Origin of the sequence: Lysobacter sp. Root604 (assembly GCF_001427505.1) — a bacterium.
Classification (GTDB): domain Bacteria; phylum Pseudomonadota; class Gammaproteobacteria; order Xanthomonadales; family Xanthomonadaceae; genus Lysobacter.
In genome coordinates this window covers 12,662-31,794 of record NZ_LMGS01000001.1, presented here as the reverse complement: position 1 = coordinate 31,794, position 19,133 = coordinate 12,662, and the positions used below count along the sequence as shown (strand labels likewise).

The 19,133-nt window shown below is 68.0% G+C and carries 18 protein-coding genes; 5 read left to right on the top strand and 13 right to left on the bottom strand.

Annotated features, from left to right (window positions below):
- The first annotated feature begins 97 nt into the window (after window positions 1–97).
- Entirely contained in the window at window positions 98–1,288 is a 1,191-nt protein-coding gene (locus ASD69_RS00205) for a porin (RefSeq protein ID WP_056172388.1), read from the top strand.
- A 132-nt stretch (window positions 1,289–1,420) separates the two neighbouring features.
- On the top strand, window positions 1,421–3,988 hold the full coding sequence (locus tag ASD69_RS00200) for a hybrid sensor histidine kinase/response regulator (protein ID WP_082576342.1): 2,568 nt from the start codon (window positions 1,421–1,423) through the stop codon (window positions 3,986–3,988).
- A gap of 239 nt (window positions 3,989–4,227) precedes the next feature.
- Here the strand turns inward: ASD69_RS00200 and ASD69_RS00195 are convergent, their stop codons facing one another.
- The 5 genes from ASD69_RS00195 to ASD69_RS00175 form a co-directional block, all read right to left on the bottom strand.
- The gene (locus tag ASD69_RS00195) at window positions 4,228–4,893 is read right to left on the bottom strand and encodes a response regulator transcription factor (RefSeq protein ID WP_056172382.1); all 666 of its coding nucleotides are present in this window, start codon (window positions 4,891–4,893) and stop codon (window positions 4,228–4,230) included.
- Between the two features lie 133 nt (window positions 4,894–5,026).
- Window positions 5,027–6,013, bottom strand: coding sequence for a malate dehydrogenase (locus ASD69_RS00190; RefSeq protein WP_056172379.1), 987 nt, complete (start codon window positions 6,011–6,013; stop codon window positions 5,027–5,029).
- A gap of 44 nt (window positions 6,014–6,057) precedes the next feature.
- On the bottom strand, window positions 6,058–6,447 hold the full coding sequence (locus ASD69_RS00185) for a glutaredoxin domain-containing protein (RefSeq protein WP_056172376.1): 390 nt from the start codon (window positions 6,445–6,447) through the stop codon (window positions 6,058–6,060).
- Window positions 6,448–6,492: 45 nt separating this feature from the next.
- A complete protein-coding gene (locus ASD69_RS00180) occupies window positions 6,493–7,698 on the bottom strand; it encodes an aminotransferase class I/II-fold pyridoxal phosphate-dependent enzyme (RefSeq protein ID WP_056172373.1) in 1,206 nt (401 codons plus the stop codon).
- A 415-nt stretch (window positions 7,699–8,113) separates the two neighbouring features.
- Window positions 8,114–8,608 carry a peptidylprolyl isomerase gene (locus tag ASD69_RS00175; RefSeq protein WP_056172370.1) on the bottom strand — a complete coding sequence of 165 codons (495 nt, stop codon included), beginning with the start codon at window positions 8,606–8,608 and terminating at the stop codon, window positions 8,114–8,116.
- Window positions 8,609–8,796: 188 nt separating this feature from the next.
- On the opposite strand from ASD69_RS00175, the gene typA reads away from it, so the two are divergent.
- The 3 genes from typA (at window position 8,797) to ASD69_RS00160 (ending at window position 12,844) form a co-directional block, all read left to right on the top strand.
- Window positions 8,797–10,626 (top strand): translational GTPase TypA, encoded by a 1,830-nt coding sequence (gene typA, locus ASD69_RS00170; protein WP_056172367.1) that lies wholly within the window; start codon window positions 8,797–8,799, stop codon window positions 10,624–10,626.
- A gap of 34 nt (window positions 10,627–10,660) precedes the next feature.
- On the top strand, window positions 10,661–11,131 hold the full coding sequence (locus ASD69_RS00165; RefSeq protein ID WP_056172365.1) for a DUF2127 domain-containing protein: 471 nt from the start codon (window positions 10,661–10,663) through the stop codon (window positions 11,129–11,131).
- 66 nt (window positions 11,132–11,197) lie between these two features.
- Window positions 11,198–12,844 (top strand): amidase, encoded by a 1,647-nt coding sequence (locus ASD69_RS00160; protein ID WP_082576181.1) that lies wholly within the window; start codon window positions 11,198–11,200, stop codon window positions 12,842–12,844.
- Window positions 12,845–13,063: 219 nt separating this feature from the next.
- Here ASD69_RS00160 and ASD69_RS00155 read toward each other — a convergent pair whose 3' ends face one another.
- The 8 genes from ASD69_RS00155 to rpsM all read right to left on the bottom strand — a co-directional run bounded on the left by ASD69_RS00155 (window position 13,064) and on the right by rpsM (window position 18,920).
- Window positions 13,064–13,519 carry a hypothetical protein gene (locus tag ASD69_RS00155; RefSeq protein WP_056172362.1) on the bottom strand — a complete coding sequence of 152 codons (456 nt, stop codon included), beginning with the start codon at window positions 13,517–13,519 and terminating at the stop codon, window positions 13,064–13,066.
- 85 nt (window positions 13,520–13,604) lie between these two features.
- Window positions 13,605–14,993 (bottom strand): 3-deoxy-7-phosphoheptulonate synthase class II, encoded by a 1,389-nt coding sequence (locus tag ASD69_RS00150; RefSeq protein ID WP_056172358.1) that lies wholly within the window; start codon window positions 14,991–14,993, stop codon window positions 13,605–13,607.
- Between the two features lie 61 nt (window positions 14,994–15,054).
- Window positions 15,055–15,570 carry a disulfide bond formation protein B gene (locus tag ASD69_RS00145; RefSeq protein ID WP_056172355.1) on the bottom strand — a complete coding sequence of 172 codons (516 nt, stop codon included), beginning with the start codon at window positions 15,568–15,570 and terminating at the stop codon, window positions 15,055–15,057.
- A gap of 235 nt (window positions 15,571–15,805) precedes the next feature.
- Entirely contained in the window at window positions 15,806–16,177 is a 372-nt protein-coding gene (gene rplQ / locus ASD69_RS00140; RefSeq protein WP_056172353.1) for a 50S ribosomal protein L17, read from the bottom strand.
- 290 nt (window positions 16,178–16,467) lie between these two features.
- On the bottom strand, window positions 16,468–17,466 hold the full coding sequence (rpoA, locus tag ASD69_RS00135; protein WP_055902375.1) for a DNA-directed RNA polymerase subunit alpha: 999 nt from the start codon (window positions 17,464–17,466) through the stop codon (window positions 16,468–16,470).
- Between the two features lie 50 nt (window positions 17,467–17,516).
- Window positions 17,517–18,146, bottom strand: coding sequence for a 30S ribosomal protein S4 (gene rpsD, locus ASD69_RS00130; protein ID WP_055902372.1), 630 nt, complete (start codon window positions 18,144–18,146; stop codon window positions 17,517–17,519).
- 14 nt (window positions 18,147–18,160) lie between these two features.
- Window positions 18,161–18,553 carry a 30S ribosomal protein S11 gene (gene rpsK, locus ASD69_RS00125; RefSeq protein ID WP_055902370.1) on the bottom strand — a complete coding sequence of 131 codons (393 nt, stop codon included), beginning with the start codon at window positions 18,551–18,553 and terminating at the stop codon, window positions 18,161–18,163.
- A 10-nt stretch (window positions 18,554–18,563) separates the two neighbouring features.
- On the bottom strand, window positions 18,564–18,920 hold the full coding sequence (gene rpsM, locus ASD69_RS00120; RefSeq protein WP_056172351.1) for a 30S ribosomal protein S13: 357 nt from the start codon (window positions 18,918–18,920) through the stop codon (window positions 18,564–18,566).
- Window positions 18,921–19,133: the final 213 nt, after the last annotated feature.

Below are 19,133 nucleotides of genomic sequence, written 5' to 3'. Positions count from 1 at the left end.
TCGCCCCGCGCGCGCTCCATCCCCACCCGCAAGCCCCGGGCGCCGCCACGCCCGCCGGCGGCGCGCGCCTGCGCGTCGCGTACCGGAGAGACCGACCATGCCCCCCCTGCCCCGTCGCGCCTGTCTGTTCGCCTTCGCCCTGTCCGCCGCCACCGCCGCCCACGCCGGCGACGACTGGCCAACCAAGTTCGCCCTCGCCGACGGCACCGAGATTTCCGGCACCCTGAACTACGCCTGGGACCTCGACGATTTCTCCGGCGACGACGGCTACGGCACCGCCGCGACCACGCTGGAGGACGCGCACACCAACCGGCGCAAGGAGTTCGGCATCGTGGTCAAGAAGAAGGACGTGTACGACTTCACCGCGGTCATGGATTTCCAGTCCAAGCTCTGGCTGGACGTGGCCCTGCGAGTGGAAACGCGCGCCCTGTTCGATCGCGACTACGGCAAGATCCGCATCGGCTACTTCAAGACCCCGGTCAGCATGGAAAGTACCGCCGCCTCGCGCGCGGGCAGCATGCTGGAAGCCTCGGCGGCCTCGCAGGCGATCTACGAAGGCCGCCGCACCGGCGTGGAATGGTCCCTGGACCGCGCGCGCTACGGTCTCAGCGCGGCGTACTTCTTCGGCACCGACCTGCAAGGCGACAACCCCGGCACCACCGCCGCGGCGCGCGCGATCTGGACGCCGGTCAAGGACAAGGACCAGGTGATCCATCTGGCGCTGTCGGGCTCGGTCGAGAACCCGCACGGCTACCGCGACGGTCGCGGCACCTGGTTCGGCCCGTCGGCGCGTTTCCGCGCGCGGCCCGAGGCCGGCCTGACCGCGGTGCGTCTGGTCGACAGCGGCAGCCTGCGCGAGGTCGACCGCATCGTGCGCAACGGCTTCGAGGCCTTGTGGATCGACGGCCCGCTGTCGGTGCAGGCCGAGGTCCTGCGCGCCACCGCGCAACGCGAGAACGGCCTGGAGGACTACACCGCGAATGGCTATTACGTCACCGGCAGCTGGGTGCTCACCGGCGAGACCCGCCCTTACGCGGCCGGCAACGTCGGCAACGTCAAACCCGCGCACGGTTACGGCGCGGTCGAGGCGCTGCTGCGCTACGGCGAACTCGACCTCGACCATGCCGGCATCGCCGGCGGTCATCAGCGCGATCTCACCTTGGGCCTGAACTGGTATCTCAGCACGCATTTCAAGTTCCAGGCCAACTACGTGCGCGTGGCCGCCGAGCGCGGCGCGCTGGCGGCGGACCCACGCGTGCTGGAACTGCGCGCGCAGGTCAATTTCTAGGCGCCAGGCCTGGGCGCGCCGCGCGCAGAGCCGCTAGTCTTGGCCTAGGCCCGCCACCCACCGACCCTGACCGTGATCCCGCGTCGCCGCCAGTTGCACACCGTGCTGTGGATCGCCCTGATCCTGGCCGGCATGCTGCTGTCGATGCTGATCGCCGGGCGCATCGCCTACGCGCGGGCGCTGCAAGCCCAGGCCAGCGAAGCGCGCGCCGTGCTGGTGCCGCGCGCGCAGGCGCTGGAACAGCACATCGACCGCTACCGCATCATGCCGGCGGTGCTGTCGCTGGATCCGCAGCTCAAAGCGACCCTGCTGGACCCGCAGGACCAGGTCCAGCGCCAGCGCGCCAACGAACGCTTGGTCCAGCTCAACTTCGCCAATCGCACCAGCACCCTGACCCTGATCGACCGCAACGGCATCGGCATCGCTGCCAGCAATTGGACCCTGCCCAGCAGCAACGTCGGTCACTCCTACGCGTTCCGCCCCTACTTCCAGCAGGCGATGGCGCGCGGCAGCGGCGAGTTCTACGCGATCGGCGTGACCACCCAGCGCCCGGGTCACTTCATCGCACGCGCGGTGCGCGATCCGCAGGGCCGCGCGATCGGCGCGGTGGCGGTGAAGGTGGTGCTGGACGACATCCAGTCCGACTGGAGCGAGCGCGGCGATCTGATCCTGCTCAGCGACGCCAACGGCATCGTGTTCCTGACCGGCCGCCCGGAGTGGCGCTACCGCATGCTCGCGCCGCTGCAGCCAGCGCAGCGCGCGCAGTTGCAACGCACCCAGCAGTACCGCGGCCAATCGCTGCGACCGGTCTCGATCGCGCAGCAGCGCACGCTGGACGTCGACGCGCGCGTGGTGCGCGTGCGCGAGTTCGGCGGCCGTCGCGATCTGGTCTGGCAATCGCTGCGCCTGGCGCGCGAAGGCTGGACCCTGCACCTGCTGCGCGACACCGGCCCCAGCGTGCGCGCGGCCTGGGTGGCGCGCGCGATGGCCGCCGGCGCCTGGCTGCTGCTGGTGTCGCTGGCGCTGCTGCTGTGGCAGCGCCACCGCATCGCGCGCCTGCGCCTGCGCAGCCGCCTGGAACTGGAGCAGATGGTCGAGCAGCACGCGCAGGCCCTGCGCACCGCCCAGGACGGCGTGGTCCAGGCCGCGCACCGCGCCAGCACCGGCGAAGGCCAGAGTCTGGAGCACTTGCCGCAGGGCGTGAGCGTAGTCGACGCGCAGCTGCGCTTGGTGGCCTGGAACCAGCGCTACGCCGAACTGTTCCGCTACCCGCCGGAGTTGCTGCAGGTCGGACGCCCGATCGAGGACCTGATCCGCTACAACGCGCGCCGCGGCCTGCTCGGCGACGATCCGGAAGAGGCGATCAAGCGCCGCCTCGACCACCTGCAACGCGCCCAGCCTTATCTGCACGAACGCGAGCGCGGCGACGGCACCGTGATCGAGATCCGCGGCAATCCCATGCCCGACGGCGGCTTCGTCACCAGCTACGCCGACATCACCGCCTACAAGCAGGCCGCGCGCGACCTGCGCACGCTCGCCGACAGCCTGGAGCGGCGCATCGAGGAACGCACCGGCGATCTGCGCGAGGCCAAGGGCGAGGCCGAGCGCGCCAACCGTTCCAAGACCCGCTTCGTCGCCGCCGCCGTGCACGACCTGCTGCAGCCCTTGAACGCGGCGCGCATGTACTTGTCCTCGCTGCGCCGGCGCGTCGACGGCGAAGGCGTGGAACTGGTCGAGCACATCGACGCCGCGCTGTCGGCGCAGGACGACATCCTGGCCAGCCTGCTGGATATCGCGCGCCTGGAGTCGGGCGCGCTGCAGGTACGCCGCGGCGCGTTCCCGCTGGCGCGCTTGTTCGCGGCCATCGAGGGGCCGTTCCGGATCCTGGCGCAGGCGCGCGGGCTGCGCCTGCACGTGATCGCCAGCCGCGCCGTCGTCGACAGCGACGAAGCCTTGCTGCGCCGGATCGTGCAGAACTTCGTGTCCAACGCGCTGCAGTTCACCCCACGCGGCGGCCGCGTCGTGCTCGGCGCGCGTCGCACCGCCGGCGGCGTGCGGGTGGATGTCTGGGACAGCGGCACCGGCATCCCCGAGCACAAGCTCGAGGCCATCTTCGAGGAGTTCCAGCGCCTGGACAGCGGCATCGACGCGCCCGCGCGCGGCGCCGGCCTGGGCCTGGCGATCGTGCGCCGGATCGCGCTGCTGCTGGAGCATCCGGTGCGGGTGCGCTCCTGGCCGGGACGCGGCAGCGTGTTCTCCGTGGAGCTGCCGTACGGCGACGCCGCCGCGTTGATCGCCGCGAAAGTCGATGCGACGTCCACGGACGAGGCGCCCCTCAGCGGGCGCCGGGTCTGGGTGATCGACGACGATGCGGCTTCGCGCGACGCCGCCGCGCGCCTGCTCGCCGACTGGGGCTGCGCGACCACCGCGGCCGGCTCGGCCGCCGATGCGGAGATGCAGGCGCGGATATCGCCGATGCCGGACCTGCTGCTGCTCGACTATCGCCTGGGCGAAGACACCGGCCTGGCCCTGGCGCCGCGCCTGCAGCGCGCCTGGCAGGGCCTGCCGCCGGTGATCCTGATGTCGGCCGACATCGACGCATCGTTGCGCCAGCGCGCGGAGGAACTGGGCTGGAGCTTCCTGCCCAAGCCGCTGCGGCCGGCGGCCTTGCGCGCGCTGATGATGCGCGCGTTGGGGTGAGGGAAGAGCAAGAGCAAATCCCCCTCAATCCCCCTTTTTCAAAGGGGGAAGACCAGCGGCCTTCGTCGCTGGGTGTAGAACCTCCCCCTTTGCTGAAGGAGGAAACCAGCGGCCTTCGCCGCCGCGTGTCGGACCTCCCCCTTTGCTGAAGGGGAAGACCAGCGGCCTGCGTCGCCGCGTGTCGGACCTCCCCCTTTGAAAAAGGGGGACTGAGGGGGATTTGCTTCTAGACGTTCCGATCAGCCGCCAGCATCGTCCTCACCCGCGCCTTCACCGTCCAGCGCCAGCGCCTTCACCAGCACCGCCGCCTGCGTGCGCGAGTGGCAGCCGAGTTTGCGCAGCACCGCGGTGACGTGGATCTTGACCGTGTTCTCGGCCAGCGACAGTTCGTGCGCGATCTGCTTGTTGAGCAGACCGTCGGCCATGCGCATCAGCACGCGCAACTGCTGCGGCGTGAGCTGGGCCAGGCGCTGCGCGAGTTGCGCGTCGGCCTCGTTGCGTTCGGCCTGCTGCGGCGGAAACCACAGGCCACCGGCGAGCACCGCGGTCACCGCCTCGCCCAAGGCCTCGGCCGGCGCCGACTTGGGCACGAAACCGGCGGCGCCGAACTGCTGGGCGCGCCGTATCGTGCGCGGATGGTCGTCGGAGGAGACGATCAACACCGGCAGCTCGGGCCGCTCGCCGCGCAGGTAGACCAGCGAGGAGAAGCCCATCGCGCCGGGCATGGTCAGGTCCAGCATCGCCAGGTCGTAGGGCGTGCCGTCGGCTACCGCGGTTTCCAGGGCGCTGCGGCTGGCGACTTCGCTGATTCGCGCGCCGGGCGCGATCTCGACCAAGGCATGCCGCAGCGCCGCCCGGAACATCGGGTGGTCGTCGGCGATCAGCAGGTACGGGCCCTGATCCATCGTGGCGTGGTTCGGCGCGCCGGCGCGGCGCAGACCGATCCTACACGGCGTGCGCGCGGACGGACTTTGCGCCGCACAAAAAAACAGGGCGGCCGAAGCCGCCCCGTTCGTTTCGCAGCGATGACGCGGCGGATCAGCCCAGCAGGTGGGCGACGCCGGCGCGCTCTTCCTCGAGCTCGGCCAGGGTCTTGTCCATCGCGGCGCGGCTGAAGGCGTCGACTTCCAGGCCCTCGACGCGGGTGTACTCGCCGTTGGCGGTGATCACCGGCACGCCGTACATCACCGTCTCCGGGATGCCGTAGCTGCCGTCCGAGGGCACGCCCATGGTGACCCACTTGCCGTTGCTGCCCAGCACCCAGTCGCGGATGTGGTCGATGGCGGCGTTGGCGGCCGAGGCGGCCGAGGACAGACCGCGCGCCTCGATGATCGCGGCGCCGCGCTTGCCGACCTGCGGGATGAAGGTGTTGGCGTTCCAGTCGGCGTCGTTGATCTTGTCCTTCAGCGACTGGCCGTTGACGGTGGCGAAGCGGTAGTCCGGGTACATGGTCGGGCTGTGGTTGCCCCACACGATCAGGTTCTCGATGTCGCCCACGGCGACGCCGGCCTTGGCGGCGAGCTGGCTCAGCGCGCGGTTGTGGTCCAGGCGCAGCATGGCGGTGAAGTTCTTGGCCGGCAGATCCGGCGCCGACTTCATGGCGATGTAGGCGTTGGTGTTGGCCGGATTGCCGACCACCAGCACCTTGACGTTGCGCGAGGCGACCTTGTTCAGCGCCGCGCCCTGGGCGGTGAAGATCTTGGCGTTCTCCAGCAGCAGGTCCTTGCGCTCCATGCCCGGGCCGCGCGGACGCGCGCCGACCAGCAGGGCGATGTCGGCGTCCTTGAACGCGACCTCGGCGTCGTCGGTGCCGACCATGCCGGCCAGCAGCGGGAACGCGCAGTCCTCCAGCTCCATCATCACGCCCTTGAGCGCGGCCTGGGCCTTGTCCAGCGGCAGCTCCAGCAACTGCAGGATCACGGGCTGGTCCTTGCCCAGCATTTCGCCGGAGGCGATGCGGAACAGCAGCGAGTAGCCGATCTGGCCGGCAGCACCGGTGACGGCAACGCGGACGGGATTCTTCATGGGGGTGGTTCCTTACGCTGGAGTGAGGTGCGGGCGGGCCCGCTTCAGTAGATGGAGTAACCCAGAGGGGTCAGTTTTTCCTTGAGCGCGTCGGTCTGGTAACCGTGGATCACGTTCTGCCCGATCACGGTCACCGGCACGCCGCGCGAGCCGAGCGCGCGCGCCGCGCGCTCGCCTTCCGGTGTGTCGACGTCGAGCACGCGATACCGCACGTTCGCCTGCTCGAAATCTTGTTGCTGCTTGCGGCAGTAGCCGCACCATTCCGCCGCCAGCATCACGATCTTGGTGTCGCCGGTGAGCTGGCGCGGGTCGTCCGGGTGCAGTTGTTCCGGACCCATGCCGAGCATCGCGCCGACGTCGCCGCCGAGCGCCTTGTAACCGACCACGCCGAGCGCGAGCGCGCCGGCGATCCACAGGACGGTGACCACGCGCATGTCGAGATTCCTTCTCCGATCGCCGCTGACGGTTCCGCGCCGGACTCAGACGAGTTCGGCGAAGAACTCCTGGAAGCGCTGCAGACCCGGCGCCAGCTGCGGCGTCGGACAGGTGTAGCTGATGCGCAACGCGCGCGGTTCGCCGAAGGCCGAGCCCGGCACGCAGGCCACGCCCTTGGTTTCCAGCAGCACGTTGCAGAAGTCCATGTCGTTGCCGATCTTCTGGCCGCTGGGCGCATGGGTCTTGCCGTAGGCGACGCTGATGTCCGGGAACACGTAGAACGCACCCTGCGGACGCGGGCAGATCACGCCCGGAATCGCGTCCATCACCGCCATGACCTGATCGCGCTTGGCCTGGAACTCGGCGCACTTCTGGGTCGGGATGTCCTGCGGACCGTTCAACGCGGCGACCGCGGCCGCGGTGACCATCTCGGGGATGTTGGTGATGTGGTTGGAGTTCATCGTGGCCAGGGCCTGCGCCACCGACTCCGGACCGGCCATGAAGCCCACGCGCCAACCCGGCATGCCGTAGGTCTTGGACAGCGAGTCCAGGAAGATCACCCGGTCGCGCAGCTCGGGGCGCGCGTGCACGAAGTTGTGATAGCCCAGGCCGTCGAACACCATGCGGTTGTAGATGTCGTCGGTGATGATCCAGGTGTCCGGATACTTCACCAGCACATCGGCCAGCGCATCGATCTCGTCCTTGCCGTAGACCATGCCGGTCGGGTTGGACGGATTGTTGAACAGGAACACCTTGGGCTTGCGCGCCAGCGCGGCGTCGAGCTGCGCGGGCGTGAGCTTGTAGTCCTGCTCGGCCGGGCACGGCAGCAGGTCGATCTTGGCGTTGACGATCTCGGCGATGTCGAGATAGCTGGTCCAGTACGGGGTCGGGAAGACGATGGTGTCGCCTTCGTCCAACAGCGCCTCGGCGATGTTGTAGATCACGTGCTTGGCGCCGATGCCGGTGGCCACGTTGACGCGGCCGTAGCCGGTCAGACCGATCTTGCCGATGTGTTCGAGGAAGGCATCGAGCAGCACGTCGGCGCCGCGGTTGCTGCCGTACTGGCCGCTGTCCTTGCTCAGCGCCTCGCGCACCGCGGCGTAGACGTGCTCGCCGGGCAGGAAGTTGGGGACGCCGATGGAGAAGCTGATGATGTCGCGGCCTTCGGACTTGAGCCGCTTGGCCTTTTCGGCAACTTGCATGATCGCGCTGGGCTTGGCGCGACCGATGCGCCGGGCAAGCTGGGGCATCGTGAAACCTCGTGGGGTGGTGTACGACGGATGCGGGGAGGTGTGCGAGCGAACGCGCTGCGTACGGTGTCCGAATGCGTCCGGAACCACCGGAATCGAGCCGCAAAATGGTAGCACAGCGGCATCCCGGCGCCGGCCGGCGCGAACCGCGAAACCCGCGGCAGCGGCGTCGGCGCGGGCACGGGCCGGATCCGCACGCGCACCGCGTGGGATCGGCAAACAGGCCGCGTCGGGACCGCAGGGGAGAGCCTCTCGCCGCAAATGCTGTGGGAGCGGCGTAAGCCGCGATTCGCAGCCACGGGGCCGGTCGAATCGCGGCTTACGCCGCTCCCACAGGAGGCCGGCGCGCCGCAGGGGCGGCCGGCGCGGCCGCCGCGGTCGCTCGGACCGCGGGGCCGGTTAGCTCAGGGTCCGCTCAGGGCGACAGGATCTTGTTCCACTCGGCGACGCGGTCGGCCTTGGCCGCCAGCGCGCCAGCGGCGTCGCCGTCGATCTTCACCGACTTGATCTTGTCGCCCTGCTTGATCGCGTCGACCACGTCCAGGCCTTCGACGACCTTGCCGAACACGGTGTGCTTGCCGTCCAGCCAGGCGCAGGGGATGTGGGTGATGAAGAACTGGCTGCCGTTGGTGCCCGGGCCGGCATTGGCCATGGACAGCACGCCGCGCTCGTGGGGCAGGCCGTTGCGGGTCTCGTCCTCGAAGCGGTAGCCGGGGCCGCCGGTGCCGGTGCCCAGCGGGCAGCCGCCCTGGACCATGAAGTCGGCGATCACGCGGTGGAAGTTCAGGCCGTCGTAGAAGCCGCGCTGGGCCAGGTTGACGAAGTTGGCGACGGTGAGCGGGGCCTTGTCGGCGGCGAGCTCGATGCGGATCGGGCCGCGGTCGGTGTCGAAAGTGGCGGTCAGGCTCATAGCCGTCTCCTGGGAGTGGATGGAGGGGGTGTTCGGGTCCGGAAACCTGCCGCCGACATGGCGACGGCCGGGCCAATCCACAAGGATACCCCACCCCGTTCAGCTGAACGGGCAGCCGTCGCATTTGACAGGTATAATGATCGGCTTCTCTCCAGGCCTCCACGCTCTACACCCAGGGCGCTCTCCGCATGTCCATCCAAAACCTCCGCAATATCGCCATCGTCGCCCACGTCGACCATGGCAAGACCACCCTCGTCGACTGCCTGTTGAAGCAATCGGGCACCCTGTCGGAACGTACGGTGCTGGCCGAACGCGCGATGGACAGCAACGACCAGGAAAAGGAACGTGGCATCACGATCCTGGCCAAGAACACCGCCATCACCTGGCAGGGCAACCGCATCAACATCGTCGACACCCCGGGACACGCCGACTTCGGCGGCGAGGTCGAGCGCGTGCTGTCGATGGTGGACTCGGTGCTGATCCTGGTCGACGCGATGGACGGCCCGATGCCGCAGACCCGCTTCGTGACCCAGAAGGCCTTCGCGATGGGCTTCAAGCCGATCGTGGTGGTCAACAAGATCGACCGCCCCGGCGCGCGCCCAGACTGGGTGATCGATCAGGTGTTCGACCTGTTCGACAAGCTCGGCGCCACCAACGAGCAGCTCGATTTCCCGATCGTGTACGCCTCGGCGCTGCACGGCTACGCCAGCCTGGACGACTCCGCGCGCGACGGCGACATGACCCCGCTGTACGAAGCGATCATGAAGCACGTGGCGCCGCCGCAGGTCGACCTGGACGGCCCGTTCCAGATGCGCATCAGCCAGCTGGACTACAGCAACTTCGTCGGCCTGATCGGCATCGGCCGCATCCAGCGCGGCAAGGTCCGCCGCAACATGCCGGTCAGCGTGGTCGACCGCGAAGGCAAGAAGCGTCAGGGCAAGGTCCTGCAGGTGCTGGGCTTCATGGGCCTGGAGCGCATCGAGGCCGAGGAAGCCGAGGCCGGCGACATCGTCGCCATCTCCGGCGTCGCCGACCTGTCGATCTCCGACACCGTCTGCGCCCTGGATACCCCGGAAGCCCTGCCCGCCCTGACCGTCGACGAACCGACGATCAGCATGACCTTCCAGGTCAACAATTCGCCGTTCGCCGGTCACAAGGAACTCAGCGGTGGCAAGTTCCTGACCAGCCGCCAGCTGCGCGAGCGCCTCGAGCGCGAGACCCTGCATAACGTGGCGCTGAAGGTCGAGGAAGGTTCCGACCCCGACAAGTTCCTGGTCTCCGGCCGCGGCGAGCTGCACCTGTCGGTGCTGATCGAGAACATGCGCCGCGAAGGCTTCGAGCTGGCGGTGTCGCGCCCGGAAGTGATCATCAAGGAAATCGACGGCCAGCTGATGGAGCCGGTCGAGCAGCTCGTGGTCGACATCGAAGAGCAGCACCAGGGCGGCGTGATGGAGAAGTTGGGCACCCGCAAGGCGCAGCTCAAGAATATGGAATCCGACGGCAAGGGCCGCGTGCGCCTGGACTACATGATCCCGGCGCGTGGCCTGATCGGCTTCCAGAACGAGTTCCGCACCCTGACCCAGGGCTCGGGCCTGCTGTTCCACGTGTTCGACCATTACGGTCCGAAGGAAACCGGCGCGATCGCCAAGCGCATCAACGGCGTGATGATCGCCAATGCCGCCGGCACCACCCCGGCCTACTCGCTGGGCCCGCTGGAAGAGCGCGGCCGCCTGTTCGCCGCCGAAGGCGATCAGGTGTACGAAGGCCAGCTGGTCGGTATCCACTCCAAGGACAACGACCTGACCGTCAACGCGATCAAGCCCAAGCCGCTGACCAACATGCGCGCCTCGGGCAAGGACGACGCGATCAAGCTGACCCCGGCGATCAAGTACACGCTGGAGCAGGCGCTGGACTTCATCGAGGACGACGAGCTGGTCGAAGTCACCCCGAAGGAAATCCGCCTGCGCAAGAAGTTCCTCAGCGAAAGCGATCGCAAGCGCGCCTCGCGCGCGGCCTGATCGCGATCCAAGCCGGCGCACACAAGCGCATCGCGTGAGCGACGAGGCTCACTACGATCCACGACCGCAGGCCCACCCGGGCCTGCATGTGATCGCGCTGGTCGAAGCGGCCAAGGGCCTGCTGGGCCTGCTCGCCGCGAGCGGGCTGGAACTGCTGGGTCCGGCGCCGCTGCAGCGCTGGATCCACGAACTGATCACGCGCTTCCACCTCAATCCCGAGCACGGCGGGCTGGCCAAGTTCGCCGACGCGATCAGCCCGCACTCGGTGCACCTGGCCGCGCTCGCGGTGCTGGCCTACGGCGTGCTGCACGTGATCGAAGCCTGGGGCCTGTGGCGCGCCAAGGCCTGGGCCTCGTGGCTGGGCTGCATAGGCGCCGCCGCCTATCTGCCCTTCGATCTCTACGCCTTGTTCAAGCACCCGGGCTGGGTCGCGGTCGCGGTGCTGGTGATCAATCTGATCGTGGTCTGGGTGCTGGGCCGCGACCTGTTCAAACGCCGCCACTGAGGCGGCTGCGTAGCGCCGCAGAGGCGCTCGTGCATACTCGTAGCCGTCCGAAAGGGGGCTAGCCCGATGCACTCCACGCCGTTTGTGCCGCGACTGTCCGCGCTCGCACTCGCATTGACCCTGGCCGCCTGCGCGAGCGCCCCTCGCGGCAGCCACGACGCCGCGCCCAAGCGCGAACCCTCGGCGGCCACATCAAGGGTCGGCGCGCTGTCCGACCCGCACCGCGTCGTCGAAGCCACGCTCGACGATCTCGCCGCCCGCCTGCGCGACGGCCGCCTCAGCAGCGTCCAGCTGACCCAGGCCTACCTCGACCGCATCGCCGCGCTCGACGACGACGGCCCGCTGCTCAATGCGGTGATCGAACTCAATCCCGATGCCTTGCTCGAAGCCGATCGCCTCGACGCCGAGCGCAAGGCCGGCAAACTCCGCGGCCCGCTGCACGGGATCCCGGTGCTGTTGAAGGACAACATCGATGCCACGCCGATGGCCAACTCGGCCGGATCGCTGGCGCTGGCCGCGCACAAGCCCAAGACCGACGCGCCGCTGGTCGCCGCGTTGCGCGCCGCCGGCGCGGTGATCCTGGGCAAGACCAACCTCAGCGAATGGGCCAACTTCCGTTCCAGCCGTTCGAGCTCGGGTTGGAGCGGGCGCGGCCTGCTCACCCGCAACCCCTATGCATTGGATCGCACGGCTTGCGGCTCCAGCAGCGGCAGCGGCGTGGCGATCGCGTCCAGCCTGGCCGCGGTCGGCGTGGGCACCGAAACCGACGGCAGCATCCTGTGCCCCTCGGCCATGAACGGCCTGGTCGGCCTGAAGCCGACCGTGGGCCTGATCAGCCGCAGCGGCATCATCCCGATCTCGGCCAGCCAGGACACCGCCGGCCCGATGGCGCGCAGCGTCGCCGATGCGGCGCGTCTGCTGAGCGCGCTGGCCGCGGCCGACGCCGGCGGCGACGAAGCCGCGCGCCGCGCCGACGGGCACCGCCTCGCCGACTACGGCGCCGCACTCGATCCGGGCGCCTTGCAAGGCGCGCGCATCGGTTTCCTGCACAACTCCGGCGTGCGCTATCAACCCGAGCTCAACGCCGCGCTGGAGCGCGCGATCGCAAGCCTGCGCAAGGCCGGCGCCACCGTGATCGAAGTCGAGATCCCCACCGCCGGGCAGTGGGACGAGGCCGAGTACCAGGTGCTGCTGTACGAGTTCAAGGACGGCCTGGAGCGCTATCTGCGCGACAGCCAGGCGCCGGTGCGCACGCTGGACGAGCTGATCGCCTACAACCGCGCGCATGCCGAGCAGGAGATGCCGTTGTTCGGCCAGGAACTGTTCGAAAGCGCCGCCAAGATGGGCCCGCTCAGCGATGCGGCCTACCGCCAGGCCGCGGCGAAAGCGCGACGGCTGGCCGGCCCTCAAGGCATCGACGCCACGCTCAAACGCCACCAGCTCGACGCCCTGGTCGCGCCGACGACCGGCCCGGCGTTCCTGGTCGACCCGATCAACGGCGACCATTTCGGCGGCGCCGGTTACGGCGCGGCCGCGGTCTCGGGCTATCCCAGCCTGACCGTTCCGATGGGCGACGTCCGCGGCCTGCCGGTGGGCCTGGCCTTTCTGGGACCCAAATGGAGCGAGGCCAAGCTGCTCAGCTACGGTTACGCCTTCGAGCAACTCACGCGCGCGCGCATAGCGCCGCGTTATCTGCCCAGCGTATCGATGTAATCGGTGCGGGCGCCGTAGGGCGCGGCGACAATCGCAGCGGCGTTGGCTGCGGCGATGTAACCGCGCCACCGCCGTCTCGTCCAATGCGCGTGGCTACGCGACGATGCGGTTCGCTGCGCTCACCACATCCTACGGCCGGCCTCTCGGATTCGTAGGGTGCGGTGATAACCGCACCATCGCCATCTCACTACGAGCGGGCGGCTGCGCGAACGATGCGGTTCACCGCACGCTGCGACTGGCCGACAGGTGCGCCCAGGCCTGGCGCAGGCCGATCAGATGCAACGCGCCCAGGACGAAGCAGATCGCCGAACTCCAGTACCAGAACGCCGGGCTGCGCTCCGGCATTTGCGCGACGAACGGCAGCGCGATCACGCCGCGCAGCAGGTAGACCGCGATGATCGCGCACAAAGCACTGCGCAACAAGGGCAGACGCCGGATCGCACCCGCGCCGGACAGCGCGTACAAGGCCCAGATAGCGAGCACGCCGGCGATCAACAGGGTCACGACCGTCGGATACGGACTGCCCGCGATCGCCAGCTGCGCCATCCGCTCGCCGGCGCCGAAGAACCGGTACCAGGGCGCGCCGAACGCGATGCAGCCCAGGTGCAGCAGCGCCGCCAACGCGCTGCCGAGGCCGGCCGCGATCAGCCAGCGGTTGGCGCGCTCGTGCGTCATTCGAGGTCCCGTGTCGGCAAGCGTCGGGCCAAGTAAGACCCGAACCGGCGGCGTATCGCAGCCGGTTCTGGTCTAGCCATCGGGCTCAGGCCGGCGCGGCGATCTGCGCCTGCTTGCGCACGATCAGCATCGCCACTTCCAGCGCCTGCTCGTAGTTCAGGCGCGGATCGACCGTGGAGTGGTAGGCGCGTTCCAGATCGCTCTCGGTGAGCTCGCGTGCGCCACCCAGGCATTCGGTCACGTCCTCACCGGTCAGCTCCAGATGCACGCCGCCCAGGCGGGTGCCGGCCGCGGCATGCAGCTCGAAGGCCTGCTCGATCTCGCTGCGGATGTTGCGGAAGCGGCGGGTCTTGTAGCCGTTGCTGGTGCTCTCGGTGTTGCCGTGCATCGGATCGCAGACCCACAGCACGCGGCGACCGTCGCGGCGCACCGCGTCCAGCAGCGGCGGCAGCTTGTCGGCGATCGTGCCCGCGCCCATGCGATGGATGAAGCTCAGGCGGCCCGGCTCGTCCTCGGGGTTGAGCAGGTCGATCGTGCGCAGCAACTGATCCGACGTAACCGAGGGACCGACCTTGAGCGCGATCGGATTGCGGATGCCGCGGAAGTATTCGGCGTGGGCGCCGTCGGCGGCGGCGGTGCGCATGCCGATCCACGGGTAATGGGTGCTGAGGTTGAAGTAGCCCCAGTGACGCGGCACCTGCCGGGTCAGCGACTCTTCGTAGGGCAGCAGCAGGGCTTCGTGCGAGGTGTAGAAGTCGACCCGGTTGAGGTTGTGCACTTCCGAGCCCGACAGGGTCTCCATGAAGCGCACCGCATCGCCGATCGCATTGACCATGCGCCGGTACTCGTCGGCGAGCGGCGAATGCCCGACCCAGTTCAGGTTCCAGTACTCGGGGTGATGCAGGTCGGCGAAACCGCCGTCGATCAGGGCGCGCACGAAGTTCATCGTCATCGCCGAGCGCGCATGCGCCTTGATCATGCGGCGCGGATCGGGGCGGCGCGCGGCCTCGGTGAAGGCCGGCGCGTTGACCATGTCGCCGCGGTAGCTGGGCAGGGTCACGTCGCCGATGGTCTCGGTGTCGGCCGAACGCGGCTTGGCGTACTGGCCGGCGAAACGCCCGACCCGCACCACCGGCTTGCGCATGCCGTGCACCAGCACCAGGCTCATCTGCAGCAGCACCTTGAGCCGGTTGGAAATCACGTCCGAGGAGCACTGATCGAAGCTCTCGGCGCAGTCGCCGCCCTGCAGCAGGAAGCGCTTGCCCTCCTGGGCCTCCGCCAGCTGCTGCTTGAGCGCGAGGATCTCCCACGAGGTCACCAGCGGCGGCAGGTTGCGCAGTTCCTGCAGGGCGTCGGCGAGTTCGGCCGCGTCCGGATAGGTCGGCAACTGCAGCGCGGTGCGCTCGCGCCAGGACGTGGGCGTCCAGTTGGCTGGCAGGTTGACGGCTCGGAGGTTGCGGTCGGTGGCGCTCATTTCCTTGGATCCAGTGGTTGCGGTACGAATTGCGAAGGACGCGCGCAGGGCGCGTCGGCGATCAAACGGTAACGCGCTTGCGGAACGCGGCGTAGGCGGCCCAGGCAGCCAACACCAGGAAGCAGATCAGGCTCCAGGCCGGCATGGCCAGGCCCAGGAAGGTCCAGTCGACCGCGGCGCATTCGCCGGAACCGGTCATGACCTTGCGGATCACGCCGGCGATCGGCATGGCCTCGAGCATGTAGTCCAGGCCCGGGCCGCAGGCCGGAACCTGGTCCGGCGGCAGGTGCTGCAGGCGGACGTGATTGCCGGCCACCAGGATGCCGCCCAGCGCGGCCAGCAGCGCGAACACGCCGTAGATCTTGCGGCCGCGCGCGCCCTTGGGGCCGTGGATCGCGCCGATCAGGAACACCAGGCCGAGCGCGAAGAAGGCCACGCGCTGGAAGATGCACAGCGGGCACGGCTCCAGGCCGTCGTGCAATTGCAGGTAGAAGGCGTAGCCCAGCAGGCCCGCGCAGGCCAGGAAGCCGAGCAGGTATTGGACGCGGAACGAGGCGGAAAATGGACTGGCGGTCATGTGGTCACCTTACGTCGTGGGCAGCGCCGTGCCTAGCGGGCAGCGGCGCCGGTTCGGTTATGTCGTCAGAAGACTCCGACAGGCGGCAAAAGTTGCCTTTCGTTGCCCGCGAAACCGTTGCTGTCGTAACCGTCGCCAGAACGCAAAAGCCCCGGCCTGGGCCGGGGCTCTCGCTCGCATCGCCGCTGGCGCGACGTTGCGGGGTATCGCTGCGGATCGATCTCCGCGCCGTCGATTACTCGGCGGCTTCGGGACGGTCGACCAGCTCGACGTAGGCCATCGGCGCATTGTCGCCAGCGCGGAAACCGCACTTGAGGATGCGCAGATAACCACCCGGACGCGCCTGATAGCGCGGACCCAGGGTCGTGAACAGCGTGCCCACGGCTTCCTTGTCGCGCAGGCGCGAGAAGGCAAGGCGGCGGTTGGCGACGCCGTCGACCTTGGCCAAGGTGATCAGCGGCTCTGCGACGCGGCGCAGTTCCTTGGCCTTGGGCAGGGTGGTGCGGATGAGGCCGTGCTTGATGAGGGACGCAGCCATGTTGGTGAACATCGCATCGCGATGGGCACTGGTGCGGCTGAACTTACGTCCGGATTTCTGGTGGCGCATGGTCGTGATTCCTGATGAATGGTGTCGCTATTGAGGTTCGCTGTCGCCTTCATGGCGTTGTTGCATGGACTGCGGATGGTCCGAGCCCGTTCGTCCTGATCGGGCATCGTCGCGGGCCTGCGGCCCGTCGACGTCTGTGTTGCGTGTTGCGGTGTTGCGATACTGCCGATGGATCAAGAGTCCACGCTTCGGCTAGCTTCGGCGTGGACCCTTGTCGCTCCCCTGCCCGACGCAGTGCGTCGGGCGTTCGCCCCAGCCGCGCGGCAGTGCCGCGCGAGCGAGGCTGGGGCTCACCCCATCATGCCGTGCTGAGCGATCCCGGCCGGCGGCCAGTTTTCCAGCTTCATGCCGAGGGACAGGCCGCGCTGAGCCAGCACTTCCTTGATCTCGGTGAGCGACTTCTTGCCCAGGTTCGGGGTCTTGAGCAGCTCGACTTCGGTCTTCTGAATCAGATCGCCGACGTAGTAGATGCTCTCGGCCTTGAGGCAGTTGGCCGAACGAACGGTGAGCTCGAGGTCGTCGATCGGACGCAGCAGGATCGGATCGATGCCGCTGGTGGCCGGCTTCGCCGCACCGCGGTCGCGGTGGGTGAAATCGCCGAACACCGACAGCTGGTCGGTGAGGATGTCGGCGGCGGTGCGCACGGCTTCCTCGGCGTCGATCGTGCCGTTGGTTTCGATGTCCAGCACCAGCTTGTCGAGGTCGGTACGCTGTTCGACGCGCGCGGCTTCGACGGCATAGGCGACGCGACGGACCGGCGAGAAGCTGGCATCCAGCATCAGGCGGCCGATGGTGCGGGTTTCTTCGTCCGGACGACGGCGCGCGGCGGCCGGCTGATAGCCGAAGCCACGCTCGATCTTCAGACGCATGTTGATCGCCGTGTCCTTGGTCAGGTGGCAGATCACGTGCTCGGTGTTCAAGATTTCGACGTTGTGGTCGGTCTTGATGTCGCCGGCGGTGACGATGCCAGGACCCTGCTTGGCCAGCGACAGCGTGGAAGCGTCGCCGGTGTGCATGCGGATGGCGACGTCCTTGAGGTTCAACAGGACTTCAAGCACGTCCTCTTCGAGACCTTCAACGGTGGTGTACTCGTGGAGCACGCCATCGATTTCGACTTCGGTGATGGCGAAACCCGGGATCGAAGACAGCAGCACACGGCGCAGCGCATTGCCGAGGGTGTGGCCGTAGCCGCGTTCCAGCGGCTCGATCACGACCTTGGCGCGATTGCCGGCAAGGCGTTCGATCTGGGGACCGCGCGGACGCAGTACCTGGTTGGCGGTAACCGTCATGTTTCGGTGTCTCCTGCGAGGCCCCGGCGAACCGGGGCTTCAAAAGATAATTACTTCGAGTACAGCTCGACGATCAGCGCTTCGTTGATATCGGCCGGCAGATCGGCACGATCCGGCACAGCCTTGAACACACCGCTGAACTTCTTGCTGTCGACCTCGACCCAGGACGGCGAGAGGTCCATCTGCGAGGCCACGGTCAGGGATTCCTGCACGCGCAGCTGCTTCTGGGCCCGCTCGGACAACGCGATCGCGTCGCCGGCCTTGACCTGGTAGGACGGCAGATTGACGGACTTGCCGTTAACCGTAACGCCGCGGTGCGAGACCAACTGACGGGCGGCCGGACGGGTGACCGCGAAGCCCATGCGGTAGATCACGTTGTCGAGACGCGTCTCCAGGAGCTGCAGCAGGTTTTCGCCGGTGTTGCCCTTCTTGGTCGAAGCCTTCTTGTAGTAGTTGCGGAACTGACGTTCCAGCAGGCCGTAAATACGCTTGACCTTCTGCTTCTCGCGAAGCTGGGTGGCGTAGTCGGACAGCTTGCCCTTGCGGGCGGTGGGGCCGTGTTGGCCGGGCTTCTGCTCGAGCTTGCACTTCGAATCGAGTGCGCGAGCGGACGACTTCAAGCCGAGGTCGGCGCCTTCGCGACGAGCGAGCTTACAGGTGGGACCGATATAACGAGCCATTTTTCTTCAGCTCCTCAGACGCGACGCTTCTTCGGCGGACGGCACCCGTTGTGCGGGATAGGCGTCACGTCGATGATGTTCATGATCTTGTAACCGACGTTGTTCAAAGAACGAACGGCGGACTCACGGCCCGGACCCGGACCCTTGATGCGCACTTCCAGCGACTTCACGCCGTAGTCGAGCGCAGCACGGCCTGCCTTTTCGGCGGCGACCTGAGCGGCGAACGGGGTCGACTTACGCGAGCCGCGGAAACCCGCGCCGCCCGAAGTCGCCCACGAGAGCGCGTTGCCCTGGCGGTCGGTGATCGTGATGATCGTGTTGTTGAAAGAAGCGTGGACGTGGGCGATGCCGTCGGTGACGACGCGCTTGATCTTCTTCTTGGTTTTTGCAGCTGCCGGCTTAGCCATGGTCTACCCCTTACTTCCTGATGGCCTTGCGCGGACCCTTACGGGTACGTGCATTGGTACGCGTGCGCTGACCGCGCAGCGGCAAGCCGCGGCGGTGACGCAGGCCGCGGTAGCAGCCCAGGTCCATCAGACGCTTGATAGCGATACCGACCTCGCGACGCAGGTCGCCTTCGACCACGTACTTACCGACTTCGGCGCGCAGGCGCTCGACTTCCGGCTCGGACAGGTCACGGATCTTGGTCGAAGAATTCACGCCTGCGGCATCGCAGACCTTCTTCGAACGGGTACGGCCGATGCCGAAAATGCTTTGCAAACCGACCCAGACATGCTTCTGGGCAGGCAAATTGACGCCCGCAATACGCGCCATAACGCGATCTCCAACTGAGTTTGGCGGCCGAGACGGATTAATCCCGGCGGAGTGAACTGGAAATTTTAACAAGGTCTCGGGTTAATAGGAAGCCCCGCGGCACCCAGGGGTGCCACGGAACCACGGCATGGGGAGTGTGCCCATGCTCCGGCGACGAATCGGGACTGGCTGAACAGGGCGATCCCGCCCTACTCGCCCCGCGCGCTACTCTGG

What these genes read in the sequence shown, in the direction of transcription:
- ASD69_RS00150 (WP_056172358.1), bottom strand. Translation starts at nt 14,993, where the DNA reads ATGAGCGCCACCGACCGCAACCTCCGAGCCGTCAACCTGCCAGCCAAC.
- rpsM (WP_056172351.1), bottom strand. Translation starts at nt 18,920, where the DNA reads ATGGCGCGTATTGCGGGCGTCAATTTGCCTGCCCAGAAGCATGTCTGG.
- ASD69_RS00180 (WP_056172373.1), bottom strand. Translation starts at nt 7,698, where the DNA reads ATGCCCCAGCTTGCCCGGCGCATCGGTCGCGCCAAGCCCAGCGCGATC.
- ASD69_RS00200 (WP_082576342.1), top strand. Translation starts at nt 1,421, where the DNA reads ATGCTGCTGTCGATGCTGATCGCCGGGCGCATCGCCTACGCGCGGGCG.
- ASD69_RS00195 (WP_056172382.1), bottom strand. Translation starts at nt 4,893, where the DNA reads ATGGATCAGGGCCCGTACCTGCTGATCGCCGACGACCACCCGATGTTC.
- rpsK (WP_055902370.1), bottom strand. Translation starts at nt 18,553, where the DNA reads ATGGCTAAGCCGGCAGCTGCAAAAACCAAGAAGAAGATCAAGCGCGTC.
- rpoA (WP_055902375.1), bottom strand. Translation starts at nt 17,466, where the DNA reads ATGACGGTTACCGCCAACCAGGTACTGCGTCCGCGCGGTCCCCAGATC.
- ASD69_RS00160 (WP_082576181.1), top strand. Translation starts at nt 11,198, where the DNA reads ATGCACTCCACGCCGTTTGTGCCGCGACTGTCCGCGCTCGCACTCGCA.
- rplQ (WP_056172353.1), bottom strand. Translation starts at nt 16,177, where the DNA reads ATGCGCCACCAGAAATCCGGACGTAAGTTCAGCCGCACCAGTGCCCAT.
- ASD69_RS00185 (WP_056172376.1), bottom strand. Translation starts at nt 6,447, where the DNA reads ATGCGCGTGGTCACCGTCCTGTGGATCGCCGGCGCGCTCGCGCTCGGC.
- typA (WP_056172367.1), top strand. Translation starts at nt 8,797, where the DNA reads ATGTCCATCCAAAACCTCCGCAATATCGCCATCGTCGCCCACGTCGAC.
- ASD69_RS00205 (WP_056172388.1), top strand. Translation starts at nt 98, where the DNA reads ATGCCCCCCCTGCCCCGTCGCGCCTGTCTGTTCGCCTTCGCCCTGTCC.
- ASD69_RS00175 (WP_056172370.1), bottom strand. Translation starts at nt 8,608, where the DNA reads ATGAGCCTGACCGCCACTTTCGACACCGACCGCGGCCCGATCCGCATC.
- rpsD (WP_055902372.1), bottom strand. Translation starts at nt 18,146, where the DNA reads ATGGCTCGTTATATCGGTCCCACCTGTAAGCTCGCTCGTCGCGAAGGC.
- ASD69_RS00155 (WP_056172362.1), bottom strand. Translation starts at nt 13,519, where the DNA reads ATGACGCACGAGCGCGCCAACCGCTGGCTGATCGCGGCCGGCCTCGGC.
- ASD69_RS00190 (WP_056172379.1), bottom strand. Translation starts at nt 6,013, where the DNA reads ATGAAGAATCCCGTCCGCGTTGCCGTCACCGGTGCTGCCGGCCAGATC.
- ASD69_RS00145 (WP_056172355.1), bottom strand. Translation starts at nt 15,570, where the DNA reads ATGACCGCCAGTCCATTTTCCGCCTCGTTCCGCGTCCAATACCTGCTC.